This is a genomic window from Enterococcus sp. C74, assembly GCF_040887125.1.
GTDB lineage: Bacteria > Bacillota > Bacilli > Lactobacillales > Enterococcaceae > Enterococcus_B > Enterococcus_B hirae.
Genome location: NZ_JBFOFA010000011.1, coordinates 51,712 through 69,798, shown reverse-complemented (window position 1 = coordinate 69,798; position 18,087 = coordinate 51,712). Strand labels below are relative to the sequence as shown.

14 protein-coding genes and 2 tRNA genes are annotated in these 18,087 nt (G+C 35.8%); 14 read left to right on the top strand and 2 right to left on the bottom strand.

Going from position 1 to position 18,087, the window contains the following annotated elements; translation table 11 throughout:
* Positions 1 to 248: 248 nt before the first annotated feature.
* Positions 249 to 599 carry an iron-sulfur cluster biosynthesis family protein gene (locus tag AB3H93_RS12645; protein WP_010718741.1) on the top strand — a complete coding sequence of 117 codons (351 nt, stop codon included), beginning with the start codon at positions 249 to 251 and terminating at the stop codon, positions 597 to 599.
* A 459-nt stretch (positions 600 to 1,058) separates the two neighbouring features.
* On the opposite strand, the gene AB3H93_RS12640 is transcribed toward AB3H93_RS12645, so the two are convergent.
* A tRNA-Thr gene (locus AB3H93_RS12640) sits at positions 1,059 to 1,131 on the bottom strand.
* Positions 1,132 to 1,338: 207 nt separating this feature from the next.
* On the opposite strand from AB3H93_RS12640, the gene AB3H93_RS12635 reads away from it, so the two are divergent.
* From AB3H93_RS12635 to AB3H93_RS12620, 4 genes are all read left to right on the top strand, one after another.
* A tRNA-Asn gene (locus AB3H93_RS12635) sits at positions 1,339 to 1,412 on the top strand.
* Positions 1,413 to 1,597: 185 nt separating this feature from the next.
* Positions 1,598 to 2,926, top strand: a complete 1,329-nt coding sequence (locus AB3H93_RS12630; RefSeq protein ID WP_342081888.1) for a C1 family peptidase — start codon at positions 1,598 to 1,600, stop codon at positions 2,924 to 2,926.
* 282 nt (positions 2,927 to 3,208) lie between these two features.
* Positions 3,209 to 4,042, top strand: a complete 834-nt coding sequence (locus AB3H93_RS12625) for a fructosamine kinase family protein (RefSeq protein WP_096710020.1) — start codon at positions 3,209 to 3,211, stop codon at positions 4,040 to 4,042.
* Between the two features lie 15 nt (positions 4,043 to 4,057).
* Entirely contained in the window at positions 4,058 to 4,795 is a 738-nt protein-coding gene (locus AB3H93_RS12620; protein WP_034698929.1) for an acyl-ACP thioesterase domain-containing protein, read from the top strand.
* 616 nt (positions 4,796 to 5,411) lie between these two features.
* On the opposite strand, the gene AB3H93_RS12615 is transcribed toward AB3H93_RS12620, so the two are convergent.
* Positions 5,412 to 6,380, bottom strand: a complete 969-nt coding sequence (locus AB3H93_RS12615) for an asparaginase (RefSeq protein ID WP_311817232.1) — start codon at positions 6,378 to 6,380, stop codon at positions 5,412 to 5,414.
* A 155-nt stretch (positions 6,381 to 6,535) separates the two neighbouring features.
* Here AB3H93_RS12615 and AB3H93_RS12610 point away from each other — a divergent pair, with 155 nt between their 5' ends.
* The 9 genes from AB3H93_RS12610 (at position 6,536) to AB3H93_RS12570 (ending at position 17,944) form a co-directional block, all read left to right on the top strand.
* On the top strand, positions 6,536 to 7,369 hold the full coding sequence (locus AB3H93_RS12610) for a DUF72 domain-containing protein (protein ID WP_010718736.1): 834 nt from the start codon (positions 6,536 to 6,538) through the stop codon (positions 7,367 to 7,369).
* 14 nt (positions 7,370 to 7,383) lie between these two features.
* A complete protein-coding gene (locus AB3H93_RS12605) occupies positions 7,384 to 8,223 on the top strand; it encodes a Cof-type HAD-IIB family hydrolase (RefSeq protein WP_034698936.1) in 840 nt (279 codons plus the stop codon).
* A gap of 64 nt (positions 8,224 to 8,287) precedes the next feature.
* On the top strand, positions 8,288 to 8,818 hold the full coding sequence (locus tag AB3H93_RS12600; RefSeq protein ID WP_034698938.1) for a haloacid dehalogenase: 531 nt from the start codon (positions 8,288 to 8,290) through the stop codon (positions 8,816 to 8,818).
* A gap of 222 nt (positions 8,819 to 9,040) precedes the next feature.
* Complete coding sequence (locus AB3H93_RS12595) at positions 9,041 to 10,762, top strand: septation ring formation regulator EzrA (protein ID WP_010718733.1); 1,722 nt, start codon at positions 9,041 to 9,043, stop codon at positions 10,760 to 10,762.
* 155 nt (positions 10,763 to 10,917) lie between these two features.
* Entirely contained in the window at positions 10,918 to 12,060 is a 1,143-nt protein-coding gene (locus AB3H93_RS12590; RefSeq protein ID WP_010738070.1) for a cysteine desulfurase family protein, read from the top strand.
* A gap of 18 nt (positions 12,061 to 12,078) precedes the next feature.
* Positions 12,079 to 13,290, top strand: coding sequence for a tRNA uracil 4-sulfurtransferase ThiI (thiI, locus tag AB3H93_RS12585; RefSeq protein ID WP_010718731.1), 1,212 nt, complete (start codon positions 12,079 to 12,081; stop codon positions 13,288 to 13,290).
* A gap of 225 nt (positions 13,291 to 13,515) precedes the next feature.
* The gene (locus AB3H93_RS12580) at positions 13,516 to 14,163 is read left to right on the top strand and encodes a redox-sensing transcriptional repressor Rex (RefSeq protein ID WP_368020651.1); all 648 of its coding nucleotides are present in this window, start codon (positions 13,516 to 13,518) and stop codon (positions 14,161 to 14,163) included.
* Positions 14,164 to 14,585: 422 nt separating this feature from the next.
* Positions 14,586 to 16,598, top strand: a complete 2,013-nt coding sequence (locus tag AB3H93_RS12575; RefSeq protein WP_368020650.1) for a hypothetical protein — start codon at positions 14,586 to 14,588, stop codon at positions 16,596 to 16,598.
* A gap of 122 nt (positions 16,599 to 16,720) precedes the next feature.
* A complete protein-coding gene (locus AB3H93_RS12570) occupies positions 16,721 to 17,944 on the top strand; it encodes a hypothetical protein (protein WP_368020649.1) in 1,224 nt (407 codons plus the stop codon).
* The last annotated feature ends 143 nt before the right edge of the window (positions 17,945 to 18,087 follow it).

The window sequence follows — 18,087 nt, the reverse complement described above, 5'->3', positions numbered from 1 at the left end:
ATTTAGACACGATAGAATTTCTATCGTGTTTTTTTGTCTTTATATATTTTGGGCACAGTATAAGACTAGTTAATTTATCAGTGCGATTGAACAATAGTTTTTTCTTAATGGATGCGATTAGTCTGGTATTTCAAAAGATAACTTTTAACAAAAGGAATAGTTTAGGCGGGAACTGAGCAGATGGTTCGCTTCATAGAAAGAAACGTGCTAGCATCGTAAGGTAATGAGAGTTGGAGGTGGAAGGTAATATGTATTTAAAAATCTCTGAAAAAGCGCAGGAAAGATTAGAAAAGTATATCCAAGAAGGTGCCACCATCATTCTTGACCTAGATGATGGTGTGGGTAAGTATTCTAAGATGGGTGTGTGTTCGTTAGATACGAGCTTCCGTCTATTGTTATTAGCTAGCAAACAAGAGAAAACAGACTATCCAATGAAGATTGACAGTGATATGGGAGCCATTTATATCAAAGACTATTCAAAAATGTACATGGATGAAACGATGACGTTAACTTTAGACCCCCGTTTAAATAGTTTTAAACTTGAATCCCCTAGTGGAACTTTGGATAACCAAGTCCCTCTAGTTGATTTACGCCCTTAAAGACATGCAGTTGTGACAGCAGTGTTTAGCACTGAGAAATAAGCTGGAGAATCCAAAAATAGTTCTTCTTATTTTTGGGATTCTCCAGCTTATTTTCGATACTACTTGGAACATCGTAGATCAGAGGATGCGAAAAGAGCGTTCTGATCTGAGCGCTCACTAAGTAGAAACTGCGATGAGTAATTGCAGGGCCAATAAGGATGGGGATCTTGAAACAGCTTCTCATATTATGAAAAATTCAGGCTTATTGCAAGGAGTGGTTGATTGAACACTGTTTACTCGTTATTAGAGTAAACGTAAGATTTATATCTAAGGCTCTAGTCCTTTACGTTTATTTACAACTAGCTATTCATTACAGCTTAGTTTTATTAGCTATAAAATCATATAGTATTTAAAAAAATGAAGATAAAAAAACAACGTAACCTTATTGTTAAAACAACAGGTTACGTTATCTAAGTAAGCCACTTGCCGGGCTTGAACCGGCGACCTCTTCCTTACCATGGAAGCGCTCTACCAACTGAGCTAAAGCGGCATGATTTCTTAATACAAGTAATAGAATAACGAAAATAATCAATTTTGTCAATATCTAAAACAAAAAAAATTTGGTTTCATAGGATGATCATTCTAAATTGTATAAATAACAAATTTTGTGCAGTGATTTTTGTGAAAAAACAAAAAAATATGTAAAAAAAGTATTGCGTTATTTAAGATAAATTGATATTATATACATGTACTTGATTCCGGCATAGCTCAGTTGGTAGTAGCGCATGACTGTTAATCATGATGTCGTAGGTTCGAGTCCTACTGCCGGAGTACTTCAACCACAGCCTCTAAGCTGTGGTTTTTTTGTTATTCTCAAAAACTTTTGAGAATAACAAAAAAGGGTTGTCGTGAGGGGGATTCAGTCGATTTGTTGTAACGATTAAAAGTGAGTCGTTGTATTTCAAACCACTTAAGGGTAGAATTAAAGATATATTTTTGATTGGAAGGATGATTGGATGAAAGCTATTACACCTGAAATGACGAAAAAATTTGCAAAAGGTTTTGAAGAAAACAACAAGCAACAAGCTCTACAAAGAGCGGTAGTAAAAAATGGGATCACCGCTTCTGCTGAAAATGTGGCTGCCCATGTGTCTAATACACCGGTTTTTTCAATTGATTTATCAACGGGAAAGGTTTCAAATCAGAAACAATCTGGTCGTTGCTGGATGTTTGCAGCATTAAATACTTTCCGACATAAATTGCTCAATCAATTCCATTTGAAAGAATTTGAATTATCACAAAACTATACATTTTTCTGGGACAAATATGAAAAAGCTAATTATTTTTATGAAAATATTATCGCAACAGGGAATGATGCCTTAGATAGCCGAAAAGTAGCCTTTTTATTAACAACCCCACAACAAGATGGCGGACAATGGGATATGATCGTTTCCCTCTTCCAGAAATATGGTGTAGTTCCTAAATCTGTTATGCCAGAAAGTGCAAATAGTTCAAATTCACGAGATTTAAATAATTACTTGAATAAATTGTTGCGTAAAGATGCGACGGTCTTACGTGAAATGATTGCCGGTGGTGAAACTGCTGAAGCGATTCAAGCAAAAAAAGAGGAAATGCTAGAAGGAATCTATCAATTTTTAGCCATCTCCTTAGGAACACCACCAAAAGAATTTGATTTTGAATACCGTGACGAAGAAAACAATTATCATATTGACCAACAGCTTACACCTCAACTCTTTTATGATAAATATATTGGCGTAAAACTAGATGATTACGTTAGCATCATCAATGCACCGACAAAAGACAAACCTTTTGATCGTTCTTACACTGTAGAAATGTTAGGTAATGTGGTTGGCGGGAAAGAAGTTCGTTATTTGAACGTAGATATGTCAACGTTTAAACAGTTGGCTGTTGCCCAACTGGAACAAGGAGAGTCTGTTTGGTTTGGTTGTGATGTCGGACAATCTTCAACTAGAGATAGTGGGGTCATGGCACTGGATGTTTACGACATGGATGACTTATTCGATGTAGATTTTACGATGACTAAAGCACAACGTTTAGATTATGGTGAAAGCTTAATGACCCACGCGATGGTATTGACGGGAGTCGATCTTGTTGATGGGAAATCAACGAAATGGAAAGTCGAAAATAGCTGGGGAGAAAAAGTCGGCAATAAAGGATTTTTTGTAATGAGTGACGATTGGATGAACGAATACACGTATCAAATCGTTGTTCGCAAAGATTTGTTGTCGAAAGAGCAACTCCAAGCCTTCAATGAAGAACCAATCGTTTTAGCTCCTTGGGATCCAATGGGCGCATTGGCTTAAAAAGCTAATTCTACTCAAAGTATGAAGAAAATAGACGAATTGGTGTCTCAGATTACTGAAAAAGAAAGTAAATGAGGGATTGAAAGAAAGACGAGGTTAGTCTTCGAAATTAGTAGGGTTGCTAATTTTGAAAGAAGCCTCTCTTTTTTTATCTATAAATATGAGCAATGGACTTTTACTGTTGAACAAAGAGTTACTAGACTCATTTTCTTTGTTTTAGATTCTCTGTGATATAATGATAGCTAACAAATAGGTTGGAAAAGCATGTAAGGAGGAGTAGAGATGAATATTCAGTCGGTGTTAGCAGAAATCCAATTAGAAGGCAAAGTGATACCTATCACTGGTGGGGACGTTAATCAAACGTATCGAATTGAAGAGCAAAATAAATCATATTTCTTAAAGCTTCATCCTAATATTGGAAAGTCTTTTTTTGAAGCGGAAGTGGATGGGTTAAAAGAACTAGCTCCCTACGTTCGAGTACCTGAAACTTACATGCTGGGTGAACAAAAAGATGGTGCCTATCTTTTGATGGAATGGATCGAACCTGGTAAAGGAGATCAAAAAGATCTATCCGTTTCTTTGGCGAAATTGCACAAGGTAACCGCTCCTCAATTTGGGTATCGAAAGGATAACTATTTAGGGACCGTTCCGCAATTCAATCATGTGGAAGAAGATTGGTGGCTTTTCTTCTTCAAAAATCGTCTAGAAAGTCAAATTGCTTTGGCACAAAAAAACAACCATTGGAATCAAAACCGCCAAGAAACATTTATTTCTTTTAAGCAATATGTGTTAGAAAACTTTAGTGATAAAAAGATTGTCCCTAGCCTCTTGCATGGCGACTTGTGGAGTGGTAATGTGTTCTTTGATCAGCAAGGAGAACCAGTCTTCGTTGATCCAGCCGTTTCTTACGGTGATCGTGAGCAGGACATAGCTATGAGCCAGCTATTTGGTGGATTTCGTCCAGAGTTTTTACAAAGTTATCAAATGGTCTATCCTTTGGAAAAAAATTGGGAAAAGCGATTGCCGATTTACCAGTTATATTATTTGTTAGCCCATCTAAATATGTTTGGGGAAAGTTATGGTTCACAAGTGGATCAATTATTAGCGAAAAGATAAGAGGAGGGTGTTTTTTTGGCAAAGAGATATACAAAAAAACATGAAGTTTCATATTATGAATGTGACATTAATCAGACCATGACATTTCCATCAATGTTAGGAATCGTGATCAAGACATCGGAAGATCAAAGTGATGCGCTTGATCGTGGCAGTAAATTTGTCAATAGTTTTGGACTGACTTGGGTCATTACCAATTATTCAATGACAATCACTCGTTTGCCTAAAGTAGGAGAGACGATTTCTATAACAACACAAGCCATGGAGTACAATAAATTCTTTTGTTATCGTAATTTTTGGATTCATGATGAAGAAGGTACAGAACTGGTAAAAATAGAATCAGTTTTTGTATTAATGGATTTTGTGAATCGGAAAATGAGTAGCGTCAATGAAGAAATTATTGCACCGTTTGAAAGCGAAAAAATCAAAAAAATCAAACGGCAAGAAAAAATAGAAAAGATCGAATCGGGCACGATGTTACCTTATCGCGTGCGTTTCTATGATATCGATAGTAACCAACATGTGAACAATGCCATGTATTTCAACTGGATTATTGATGTCTTAGGCTATGATTTCTTGACGACACATGTACCAGAAAAAGTTTTGATCCGTTTTGACAAAGAAGTGGAATATGGAAATGAAATTGAAAGTCATTATGAACAAGTAGAGATGGAACATGGTGTGAAAACAAGACATGAAATCAGAATGCAAGAACAACTCTATTGTGAAGCAAATATCACTTGGAAAAATAAATAAACTGCTAATAGCAAACGATGTTTCAATCGGAAAGAGGTTGTCGCAGAAGTGTCTAGCTCTGGGAAATAAGCAGGAACAACAAGGGAAAAAAGGGACTGAGACAAAAGTTGTCTCAGTCTCTTCTAGTATCTCTAAAAACGGATAAACGGTGTTCAAAGAGCTGACCTTCGGCGATAAGTCAAAAAATCTCAAAACATGGGAAGCTGTTTCGAGATTTCCATCCTTAACGCTCAGGTCAAAACACTCTTTTCACGACCTCTTGTTCACGGTGAGACAAAAGTAGCATCTTCGGAAATAAGCCGAAATTTACCAAAAATTTGAGAAGCAATTTTCGGAAATTCCTTCTTATTTCTTGATGCTGAACACTTTTGTCTCAACCTCTTTTTTGATTGATTGCCGAAGTGCTGAATAATAAAGAATTCTTTAGGTGTTCATACTTTTGGACATTCTAACATGGAAATAAGACTTTTGGATATCCAGTAATAGGCAAGGATCGATAACCTTCCATGATTGAAAAAAGAATGCGTAAAATTGGTTCAATTGCTAAACGAACTCTGGATTTTTTTTAGAACGGAATTTTAATGTCAGGAATTTTCGTATGTGATTTAGCTATAACTTATTGAGTAATAAACGAAATCAATGATTGATCTTTTAACCCGTGATTCAAGGCAATCAGTAGTTTGATGCGAGCTTTTTGGCTATTGATGCTATTACAAAAAATAATCCCCATGTTTGCTAATTCTTTTCCGCCACCCTCGTAGTCATAAACAGGTTCTGCTATCCCATTAAAACACCGGGAAACTAAGACCACTGGGATTTTTTGTACTAATAATTTTTTCAAAGCTGTTACAGCTTGTGGTGGTAAATTGCCAGCTCCTAAAGCTTCGATCACTAGGCCATCTACTTTGGTATGGGCGATAGCTTCTAATAGATCACCTTGCATCCCCGCATAAGCCTTAACGATTGGGATCGTACCATTGACTGAAGTGATATCTAAGCGTGTAGTTTCTAGTAATTCTTGCATAAATAAGATCCGATGTTTTGTTACTAGACCAATTGGACCTAATGTGGGTGTACGAAAAGTGGCAACATTTGTCGTGTGGGTTTTGGTCACGTAACGCGCGGAGTGGATCTCATCGTTCATTACGACCAATACACCTTTTCCATTGGCTTCCTTACAACTAGCGACTCGAATAGCACTCTCGAAATTGTACAGCCCATCGCTCCCTAATTCGTTGCTGGATCGCATAGCGCCAGTTAGTACGATCGGCAGTTTATCTCCAATCGTCGTGTCTAAGAAAAAGGCGGTTTCTTCTAACGTATCTGTTCCATGAGTGATTACAACACCGTCAAACCCCAAATGATAGGCTTCATTAATCCGATTTTTTAAAATTAACATATGTTTAGGCATGATATGAGGTGAAGGAAGATTAAAGATATCTTCTATTACTAAATCAACATTTTCTGGAATTTCAATTTCAGCATCTAGCAAAGGATTCACAACATCAGGACTCACTCCACCAGTTAAAAGATTTTCTCTCATGGCAATCGTTCCGCCAGTGTGTAAAATTAGAATTTTTTTCATTTTTTTTCGGACTTCCTTACATATAATTTTGCATAGGCTTTAACGCTTATTGTATACTATATGAAAGAGTTTTGCTATCCGTGGCATTGAGCAATGAGTAGTAAATCTCACTATACATAGTTGATTTTTGGATGGAAAAGCAAAGGTGGCTTGAAATGATACGAATCGGATTAACCTCATTTAAAGAACATGATAAATTGACTGGAAAAAAGAATAACACACTTTATGAGTATGCTAGATATTTGCCATTAGTGGAGCTTGATACAGCTTACTATGGAATCCCAAGACGAACTTCGGTAGAAAAATGGGTGCAAGAGGTTCCAAATGATTTTCGTTTTGTTGTTAAGGCGTATCAAGGGATTAGTGGTCAAGGAGACTGGGAAAAATATTATCAAACAGAAGAAGAAATGATTGCTAAATTTCTGGAAGTAATGAAACCAATGAGTGATGCGAACAAGCTTTTTTGTTTTTTAGTCCAATTTCCAGCTTCCTTTAAATGCACCAAGGAAAGTGTACAATACCTACGTAAGCTTCGAAAATGGTTTGCTGGCTATCCGGTAGCAATCGAACTTCGGGACTTTTCGTGGTACAGTGAGGAATTCGTTGAGCGCACGAGAAGCTTCATGACTCGAGCAGAATTTTCTTTGGCAGTAATTGATGAACCACAGTTGTTAAACACAACAGTTCCTTTTGACCCATTCATCACGAATCCAGACTTTGCTCTTTTCAGGTTTCACGGAAGAAATGCTCAAGGTTGGCAGGCCAATGATAAAGATTGGCGTAAAAAAAGAACTCTTTATCGCTATTCTGAGCAGGAACTGAGAGAACTAGCAACTGCTATTGATTCTGTTAGCTCAAAAACGAAAGAAATCGGAATTATCTTTAACAACAATTCTGGTGGAGATGCTGCAGAAAATGCGTTAGCTTTACAAAAAATATTAAAAATAAAACCGGAAGGCTTAAACCCACAACAAATGGATTTATTTTAGAGAGGGAGCGTTGAATGATCAAAGCAATTTTTTTTGATATTGATGGCACATTAGTCAACGACCGTTCAAAAGCACTTGCTTCGACTAAACGTGCGATTAGCTATGCCAGAAAAAATGGGATATTGTGTGGTGTAGCAACTGGGCGGAGTCCAGTTAAAATCAAAGAAGTGATTGATGAATTGGAATTAGATATGTATGTTGTCTATAATGGACAATTGGTATTTACTGCCGAACGAACGATTGTAGATCAACCATTTGATCAAGTCGTTTTAAGTAAGATCGTGGAATATGCTGATAAGAACCATCGCCAGATCATTTTTGGTGGAAGAGATCAACTAGCTGGTTCGACCACGATGCTATTAGGACAGTCGATTTTGATCAAACGTTTAGTTAGTTTATTACCAAAAAAATTTCCCGTTCGATTGATGAAAAAAGGACTGCAAATTTTTAGCCCACATCGACAGAAAAAGCGATATGAGGCACTGGAGATTCTTGATGAGCCAATTTACCAATGTATTTTATTGAGTCAGGAATCAGAACAAGAAAAATTAGAAGAGCGGTTTCCGGAGTGCAGCTTTCAACGGTCCAATGCGTATACCGTTGATATCATTCCAAAAGGTGGTTCAAAGCTTTCAGGAATTGCAGCCTTTGCCAAAGACATGGGGATCGAAATGACCGAGATCATGGCATTTGGTGATCATTATAACGACATTGAGATGCTGGAAGGTGTCGGAATCGGGGTTGCTATGGGGAATGCTCAAAAAGAAGTTAAGCAAGCTGCTGATTATGTGACGGATACCAATGAAAAAGACGGAATTTATCAAGGACTGAAGCATTATGGTTTGATTTACTAAAACAGTTGATAGACTAGACTTCAGTTAAAATGTTAAGAGAAGTAAGAAAAGAAGGTAGAAAAAGATGTCTGAGAAAACACCCTTTCAACAAGTAGAAGAGTTTCATAAAATTTTTGACCCTCGTTCACCTGATGTACCGACTGCATTTTCGAAACAAGCAGCCATTTATCGTGCAGAATTTAAAATCGAAGAATTAGTCGAATTGATTGCGGCCAATTGTCAGGGAGATCAGGAACAATTACACGAAGGAGTAACAGCTCTTCACGAAGCATTAGAGAAAGCAGAACAAAAAATGTTGACTAAAAAAGAATGGGGACAAGCACCTTTGATCGAGCAAGTCGATGCTTTAACCGATCTTTTATATTTTACTTATGGTTCTTTTTCATTATTGGGTGTTGATCCTACGAAGATATTTGAGATCGTTCACCAAGCAAACATGGGGAAATTATTCCCAGATGGTAAACCACATTATCATCCGGTCACGAATAAGGTATTAAAACCTGATAACTGGGAAGAGCAGTGTGCCCCTGAACCTAAGATCGCCAAAGAAATTCAACGGCAAATCGCCCAAGCGACTCGAAAGAAACAGTCTTGAATGGACGAAACAAACCAAAATAAACCGGCGTTTCATACTGGTTATGCTATTTTCTAGGTAGGAATAAAAGATTTTCGATGAAGTTAGTGAATGCTTAAAAATTGTGTGTTATAATTTACAATAGATGTCTTTTGCACGGAAGACGTATTTATTGTTTTATGCACACAAATTATTTAACTAAGCATAAAAAATAGATGCATATTGAAAACGGAGGTACCTTAAATGGGAAATAATGTTATCATCGGAATCGTCATAGCAATCATTATAGTCGCCCTAGTCGTCTTTTTGGTTAGTTACTATATGAAGAAAAAAAACCAAGATCGATTGGACGCCTTGGAAAAGCGCAAGGAAGAATTATTCGACTTGCCTGTGATTGAAGAAGTCGATGATGTTAAAAAAATGCATCTGGTGGGGCAAAGCCAAAATACCTTTCGTGAATGGAGTCAAAAATGGAATGACATATCCACTTCCTCGTTTGCTGAGTTAGAAAGTCAAATTTTTGAAGTAGAAAATCTTAATGAGAGTTTCCGATTTTTAAAAGGTAAAAAAGCTGTGATCGAAGCAGAAAAAACCATGGACCAAATGGAAAAGAAAGTTTCTGAGATTCGTGATGGACTAAAAGAGTTACGTGAAACAGAAGAACGTAATTCACTAGCGGTTCAGCAAGCTTTGGATGTCTATGAAGAACTGAAAGAAACAATCAGAGAAGATGAGCAAGAATACGGTCCTGCGTTTCCTGAATTACAAAAGCAAGTCAAGATGATCGAAAATGAATTCACGCAATTTGTTGCATTGAATACTTCAGGTGATCCTGTTGAAGCTCGAGAAGTTTTGGATAAAGCAGAAAAACATACGTATGAAGTTGAAGCATTGATGAAAAAAGTTCCACCGCTATTTGAAGATTTGAACACTACTTTCCCAGAACAACTGGAAGAAATCCAGCAAACTTATGAAAAATTGATGCAGGAACAATATGTTTTCCCAGAAGAAGATCTTGTTGGTGAGATTGAAAAAGTAAGCCATCGTATTGAAAGTTCATTAGCAAATCTTGAAAAAACAGAAGTTGAAACGGTTGAATTCGAGAATCGTGAAACTGCTAGTATGATTGATTCGCTCTACGACATTCTAGAGCGGGAAATGGAAGCCCAAAATTATGTCACAACCAATCAAGCAACCATTGAACAATACATCAAACATGCCACAAAAAACAATCGTCAATTATTGATTGAGTTAGATCATACTGCTCAAAGTTATGCGTTGAATCATAATGAAATTGGTCGAGTACGCGGATTCCAAACAGAAGTGGAAGAAATCGAACGTCAAAACGAACAGATGAAACCACAAATCCAGCAACACTTGTTACCATATTCTGAAGTACGGACTTTCTATAAAAAAGTATTCAAAGTTTTAGAAGATATCGAAAACCAACAAGTTGAAATCGATGACTCACTACACGAGTTAAGAAAAGGTGAAAAAGAAGCGCAAGAAAAAATTGATACTTTCGAATTTAAATTGCGTAATTTGAAACGTTTTGTGGAACAACAACGTTTGCCTGGTCTACCAAATGATTATTTAGAATTTTTCTTTGTGGCAACTGATCGGATTGAAGAGCTAAGTATCGTGCTAAATAAAATCAGAGTCAATATGGAAGAAGTCAATCGCTTAGTTACGTTATGTGAAGAAGATTTAGACTTACTTGATAAGAAAACGCATGATTTAGTGGATGCTGCAGCACTGACAGAACAAATGCTACAGTATGCAAATCGTTATCGCCACACACATGAAGAAATCAGAGAAGCAATTGATAAAAGTTATTACTTATTCAATAAGGAACATCATTATCAAGAAGCTCTGGATGAAATCGGTACAGCACTCGAACGTGTTGAACCTGGTGCTTTCAAGCGAATTGAAGATTTTTATTTTAAGAATCCTGATTTAGTTTAATAAAACTAACTAAAAAGGCAACACTGGTCAATCCACCAAGTGTTGTCTTTTTGCGTGTTCAATTACACGAAACTTTCTGAAAAAACAACCTCCTCTTGAAAGCAATTGGGACAACCGTTATAATAGTAAAGAATTTCAAAAAAGAGGGGTTTCTTATGATATATTTTGATAATAGTGCGACAACCCCAATCTTTCCGCAAAGTTTAGATGCCTATATAAAGACAAGTCAGCGGATTATTGGGAATCCGTCAAGTTTGCATGATTTAGGCAATCAAGCAAACCGTTTGTTACAACAAGCTAGAAAACAAATTGCTGAGCTGATCACTGTTACTCCAGATGAAATTTATTTTACTTCTGGTGGGACAGAAGGCGATAATTGGGTACTTAAAGGGACGATGATTGAAAAACGTGAATATGGAAACCACATGATCATCTCTGGGATAGAACATCCTGCTGTAAGTGAAACAGCTGAACAACTTAAATCTCTAGGGGTAGAAGTTAGTATAGCGCCAGTAAATAATCAAGGATTTGTCATTGTTGATGAATTGAAGAAACTAATTCGTAAAGACACGGTATTGGTTTCAATCATGGCAGTCAATAACGAAATTGGATCAATCCAACCAATTTTAGAAATCAGTGAGTTGCTAAAAGAATACCCTAAAATCCATTTTCATGTGGATGCTGTGCAAGCAATCGGAAAAGTTTCTTTATCTGAATGGCTGACCGAAAGAGTTGATTTTGCGACGTTTTCAGCTCATAAATTTCATGGACCACGGGGTATAGGTTTTATTTATTGGAAGAAGGGACGACGTTTAGCACCGCTTCTTAATGGTGGTGGCCAAGAAAAAAATCAACGAAGTGGAACAGAAAATGTTCCTGCGATTGTCGCAATGGCGAAAGCCTTACGAATTGCACTGGATCGAAAACTTCAAAAGCCAGATCACACCAAACATTTAAAAGAGGCATTGATCAACGCTTTGAAAGCCTATGAAAAAGTGACTATTTTTTCAGAGGGAGAAGATTATGCACCACATATCTTATGTTTTTCACTCAAAGGGATTCGAGGAGAAGTCCTTGTTCATGCGTTAGAAGAAAAACAAATATTTATTTCTACAACTAGTGCTTGTTCTTCTCGTAAACACCTTGCAAGTAGCACGTTGCATGCCATGCATGTGCCTGATGATTTAGCTACGTCAGCTGTTCGCATTAGTTTAGATGAAAGTAATTCTATGGCAGAAGTAGAACAATTTATGATCATTTTTAAACAATTATATAAGAAATTTTCAACCATCAATTAATCAATAAGGAGTGTTTTTGTGAAATATAGTGAAATCATGGTCCGCTATGGTGAACTGTCAACAAAAGGAAAAAACCGTAAAAGTTTTATTATGCAACTTGCTCAAAATGTTCGTCAAGCATTGAGTGATTTTCCCGAAATCAAGATCCATGCTGATCGTGACCGGATGCACCTACTGTTAAATGGTGCTGATAGTGCATTAGTTATACCTAAATTGGCTAAAATTTTCGGTATCCAAAATTTCTCACCAAGTATTCGAATCGAAAAAGATGTTCAAAAGTTAAAAGATGCAGTTCAAGCTATCATGAAAGAAGTCTATACAGGAAAAGAAACCTTTAAAATTATTGCGAAACGTAGTGACCACGACTTTGAATTAACAAGTAATGAATTAAATCAAACGTTAGGAAATGCGGTGGTAGATATCTTCCCTGATATAGAAGCACAAATGCGCAAACCAGATATTCCACTACGGGTAGAAATCCGTCGAGATGCTGCTTACCTATCCTATGAAACGATTAAAGGAGCAGGCGGATTGCCAGTGGGAACAAGCGGTAAAGGCATGTTGATGTTGTCTGGTGGAATCGATTCACCTGTGGCTGGTTATTTTGCCATGAAGCGTGGTGTCGAAATTGAAGCGGTCCACTTTGCTAGTCCACCTTACACGAGTGAGCAAGCATTACAAAAAGCAAAAGATTTAACAGCAAAATTGACTCCTTATGTCGGTAAAATCGAGTTTATCGAGGTACCGTTTACTGAGATCCAAGAAGAAATCAAGAAAAACATTCCGCAAGGGTACTGGATGACGATTACTCGACGGATGATGCTGCGATTAACGGATGAGATCCGCCGATTACGCCATGGGTTGATTATCCTTAATGGGGAGTCTTTAGGACAAGTAGCTTCCCAGACCTTACAAAGCATGGTTGCTATCAATGAAGTAACGAATACGCCTATCATTCGTCCAGTTGCTACGATGGATAAATTAGAAATCATTGAAGTAGCTGAACAAATCGATACCTTTGAGCTTTCAGTCCAACCATTTGAAGATTGCTGTACGATTTTTGCCCCACCTCAACCAAAGACCCGACCACGACTTGATAAAGTTCATCAATACGAAGAACGTTTACCAATCGAAGAAATGATCGAACGAGCTCTTTCTGGTTTAAAAATGGAAACGATCCATACAGCTACCGAAGCTGAACAAGTAGAAGAATTTGCTGATTTGTTATAAGAGTCTTGAAATTATCGTGAGCTTTGACAAGAATAAGAAAGTAGATTGAACCGTTTTTTTATGTTTAATAAAACATACTTTAAAAACATTACTTTTTATTTGTTCTTACACTTATTTAAGAGTCTGGAGTCAATCCCAGACTCTTTTTTATGTTCCCTACTGTTGCTCTAAGAGAGGATAAATGATAAACTGACTATGTGAAGAAATTAACAAAGGAGTTTGAAGATGGGAGAAAAAATAGCGGTTTTACCAAAAGCAACAGCTAAAAGACTACCTTTATATTTACGTTATTTAAAAATGCTCAATGATTCAGGTGTGAAGCGGATTAAATCAAATGAATTTAGTCAAATCACCCAAGTACCTTCTGCGTCGATCCGTAGAGATTTTTCATATTTAGGTGAATTGGGGCGCAGTGGCTATGGTTATGAAGTGCCTTATCTGATCGAAGTATTTGATCGGATCTTAAAGACGGAAGAGGAAAAACGAATTGCCTTAGTTGGGTATGGGAATCTAGGGAAAGCTTTAAAGCACAATAATTTTAGAAAAAATGAAAATTTGAATATCGTCTGTGTATTTGACAATGACCCTAAAATCGTCAACCAAGAAATCGATGGTCAATTTATTTATCCAATCGAACAGTTTGGCGAAATCGTCAAAAAAGAAAAAGTAACAGTTGCGATTTCAACGGTTCCAAGTAAACACTCCCAGTCAGCAATCGATGAAATTGTGAAAGGTGGCGTATCAGCGATCTTAAACTTTGCTCCTGACCGAGTGATCGTACCCAAGCATGTGAATATTCAATACATTGATTTGACGACAGAATTGCAAACGCTTATATTTTTTAACGAGAAATATTCAGAAGTTTTTTTATGACAATCCATAGTTTTAGCGCTTAGAGCCAATGTTTCTAAGCGTTTTTTATAACGCATGTTTATATCTATTTTTGTTTGTTTACAATCATAATACTGATATAATAGCTTTCAGTTCATTGTATCATCGTGTGCAGGGATTATAAAATAACTGGTTTTTTTGAAAGAAGAAACCTTTTTTTAGGAGTGAATGACAGTAATAAAGATGAATGCAATGGATAGAATCACTGTTGTAAGAAAAAAGTTAATCTGAAGGAGGCGGTTATGAAACAAGTTGGAGTAAAAAATACTAATGAAGTTTAAGATTTGATTGAATGTACATAAAAGGAACAATCCTTAATTCTTATGATTCAGGCTAGATATGAATGTCTAGCAAAACAGACAAGCCACGGATGCTATAACAAAAAAATGTAAAGGATGGTAAAAATGAATCAAGAGAAGGTAAAAAATACAATTCTTATGGAAATGGAACGGTTTTCGGACAAAACAAGTGAAGGATACCACCAAATGAAAGCAGTGTTGAATAAATTCCCTTACAAAATAACTGCAGACTATCAGCAATTACTGGATACATTAAGAGGGGGGACGGCAATTAACAGATTTGAAACTCTTGATGAGCTGATAATGATGCTGAAACAAGAGAGAGTAATAACGAGAGAGATCGTGGAATCTTGTCTCTATTTTCAACAAAATTCTGATAATGTAATAAATCAGATTCATCTTTTTGATCTTCTAATGGTTCCAACTAGAAATCTGACAGAACAGCTCAACTTATTAACATCTTTAACTAATAGTTTATCTGTGGATGGTGATAAATTTTTTCATGAGAATGTTTTGTTTAGTATTAATAAAATAAAATTATCGACAGATGAAATCGAGAAAAAAATTAAAGAGATATGTATAGAATTACAATATGGCATGGACTCAGCTAAAGTCAAAGAGGATATTTTAGCTCGTACATTTGAACTATTAAACGAGGGCAGTGTAAACTATCAACAATTAGTCAATATGGAGCTAGATTATGAAGAAGGATGTAGAGAAATCGTAATTGATGGATTTTTTGAAACGATGAATAGATCATCTAAGAATAATGAGTATAAATGGTTTTTTGACTTTTTGAGAGATGATAAAATAATTTCTAAACTTCTCCAAAGAAAGAATTTATCAGAAGCTGAAAAAAAAACATATATTTCTATAGCTACAAATCATAGTGATTCGCCGTTTATTGGTAATAGCCTTCCATATTTTAAAAAAATAAATTTAAAAGAAAGTACCATAATCACAAAAAAAAGAATCCTTGATCAAGAGCTCGTTTATTTGATTGCTAAAGAAGTAACCCCAGAGTTGGCTGTAAAATATGATGAAATATTAAGAGGAGAAGAACAAGGAACAGTTGAGGTGATGACACAAATTTATGTTGAGTCTCAGTCCACATTAGTAAAAGAGTCTGTTAGGCAACATGTCAATACTTCCTTCAAAGAAACGGACCGTTTAGAATTTTATAAAAAAAGTATCATCGAAAAACTAAAAAAAGAAAATCGATCAGATTTAGGGGATCAATTAGAAGATTTATTGAATAGTGGGGCAAAAATAGACCGATTTGATAGATTCTATAGATTATTGAATTCTCCAGAGTCAAAAAAACAGTTATCCTATTTAGGGAGACTTGTTTTTGGTGAAAATCAATGGCACAAATTTGAAACAGTTCAGGCATTTAAAGAAGAATTAAAGGAGACAGAAGCAAAAAAAAATAGTTCCTTATCGGAAATGATGAAAAAAGATCTGAGTGAAATCGAAAATCAGCGACACATGAATGGACTTCGATCAATTGATAATAAACTGGCGAACAATGATTATCTCAAGCAATTAAAACCCGAGCAGATCGCAACGATTATGCTTCAGTTAAAAGTTAATTACCCAAACTGGACGGAAAAAAACTTTGAACAAGTCAATAATCAATTAAGCACTTATTTAAATGAAGAGGATAAGATTCAAACAAACAAAATTTTGAATGAAAAAGAAGTGATCTTAAGAATATCCGCAATAAGCATGGAAATGGGAGAAAAAGCACAAACTATAATACTTGCCCCTATTGATAAAATAAAAGGTCTTGATATAGTGGGGGAAGTAAGAAAAGATTTAAAAAAACAAAAAGTAGATTACCTTTTTCCTATAATACTGGAAACGATTAATCATACACTAAGTGAAGAAGGAATTGATTGTTCGAATCGTTCGGATAGGGAAAAAGCATTAAATCTATTACAAGATTATCAGACAAAAAAAGAACTACTTCCAAAAATCGAAGAAGCACTCCAGCAAAAAAAGGAGGGAGAGACTTTATCAACAGTCATTTATTCTGTAATGAGTAGAGAATGGGGAAATTCAAGTGATGTAACTGATTTAAAAAAAGGTTTGGGGATGACGGAGAAGGACTATTAAAGGAAACCAAGGACCTTTCACAAGCTGAGTCTCTCCTTCAATCAATTAAAGAAGCACTTCGTTCACAAAATATTAATTTTACTGAATCGGATGTCATCAATTGGACGGAAAAATGTTTATCAATGGATGAAAAAAAGCGGCAAAGTGAATCCCAAGTTGTAATAAATAAGATTAAAAATAGTTTATTGAAGATAAAAAATAAAAAAAATACAAAACAAGTCAGAGTCAATAAAGTAATTGAGACGTTTCAAAAAGATTTAAATAATAAAAAAGAAGAAATTAAAAAACAAATGAAATATAGTGTGATTGAGGTGTACGAATTTAGAGATGATCGACTTAGTATAGAGGAGCAATTTTCAAATATCCTTAATCAAAAAGAAAAGATACAACATTTTATACATACATATCCCAAATTAAAAAGTGTCATTGACGAGTGTAGCAAACAAATTCCTTTAGTTTCTGTTGATCTTAAGAAGGTAACGATTAATGAAGTTGAGGGTAACAATAATAAATATTTTAAGAATCTTAATCAGGTGCTGACTCCATTCGAAAGGGAGTGGTGGCAACAGGAAAGCGATAAGATTAAGCAGTTTGTAAATACTTACGTAAGTCCGAATAACCTATTAGTGTCTGATGTGAATCGACAGATTGAAGAATTACTAATCAAGGATGAGCATTGTTGTTCCCAGGTTGTTTTGTCTTTCTTGGTATATTCATCTGGTGTATTTAAAAATATAAATCCTAAATACACGGCAGGGTATCTTAATAAAGACTCAGAACACCAACAGAATCGAGGGGAAATTAAAAGACTAGTTGAGAGTTTCGAGAAATTACACTCACATAGACAGGAAATGAAGCAACTTAAAGAACTGAATATAGATGTTCAACCAACTCCAATGCCTCAGGGAACAAGTAATCAGTCTCTAATAAGTAATTCAGTAAAGGAACCAGAGAGAAAAAAGGAGCAACCTAAAGAAAAGTCTGCAGGTATTGAACCAACATTAACACCTCTCGGAATCAGTAATCACTCTCTAACAGATAAACAAACCAAAACGTCCCTTGTAATAAAAAATCAAACATTCGAGGAGCAAATGAATCAGTCTACAAATGTGGCTGATAGTCTAAATCAAGAGAAGTCCGCTGGTATTCAACCAACACCAATTCCCAAGGAAATCAGGGATCAATCTCTAACAAATAAATCACCTCAAACGCCCAATAGTCACCATGTAATAAAAATTCAAACACTAGAGGAGCGAATGAATCAGTCTACAAATAAGGCTAATAATCTAAATGAGATGAAGGAAGCAGGAAAAAATCAGTCTTCTGTAAGAGAGTTAAAAAATTAATTTGAACAGTCACGTTCTGAATAAGCAAACATTGTCACTACTGCTTATTGTTTAGTCAATTATTTATAATAGGCGAATCATAAGCCTAAAGAGGTACTATTTGGGGAAATACGATTCTTACCGTCTTTTATTGACTTTAAAAT

Bases quoted from the DNA above. Each gene is read 5' to 3' on its own strand.
- AB3H93_RS12645 (WP_010718741.1), top strand. From the start codon at position 249: ATGTATTTAAAAATCTCTGAAAAAGCGCAGGAAAGATTAGAAAAGTAT.
- AB3H93_RS12630 (WP_342081888.1), top strand. From the start codon at position 1,598: ATGAAAGCTATTACACCTGAAATGACGAAAAAATTTGCAAAAGGTTTT.
- AB3H93_RS12625 (WP_096710020.1), top strand. From the start codon at position 3,209: ATGAATATTCAGTCGGTGTTAGCAGAAATCCAATTAGAAGGCAAAGTG.
- AB3H93_RS12615 (WP_311817232.1), bottom strand. From the start codon at position 6,380: ATGAAAAAAATTCTAATTTTACACACTGGCGGAACGATTGCCATGAGA.
- AB3H93_RS12610 (WP_010718736.1), top strand. From the start codon at position 6,536: ATGATACGAATCGGATTAACCTCATTTAAAGAACATGATAAATTGACT.
- AB3H93_RS12605 (WP_034698936.1), top strand. From the start codon at position 7,384: ATGATCAAAGCAATTTTTTTTGATATTGATGGCACATTAGTCAACGAC.
- AB3H93_RS12600 (WP_034698938.1), top strand. From the start codon at position 8,288: ATGTCTGAGAAAACACCCTTTCAACAAGTAGAAGAGTTTCATAAAATT.
- AB3H93_RS12595 (WP_010718733.1), top strand. From the start codon at position 9,041: ATGGGAAATAATGTTATCATCGGAATCGTCATAGCAATCATTATAGTC.
- AB3H93_RS12590 (WP_010738070.1), top strand. From the start codon at position 10,918: ATGATATATTTTGATAATAGTGCGACAACCCCAATCTTTCCGCAAAGT.
- AB3H93_RS12580 (WP_368020651.1), top strand. From the start codon at position 13,516: ATGGGAGAAAAAATAGCGGTTTTACCAAAAGCAACAGCTAAAAGACTA.
- AB3H93_RS12575 (WP_368020650.1), top strand. From the start codon at position 14,586: ATGAATCAAGAGAAGGTAAAAAATACAATTCTTATGGAAATGGAACGG.
- AB3H93_RS12570 (WP_368020649.1), top strand. From the start codon at position 16,721: ATGGATGAAAAAAAGCGGCAAAGTGAATCCCAAGTTGTAATAAATAAG.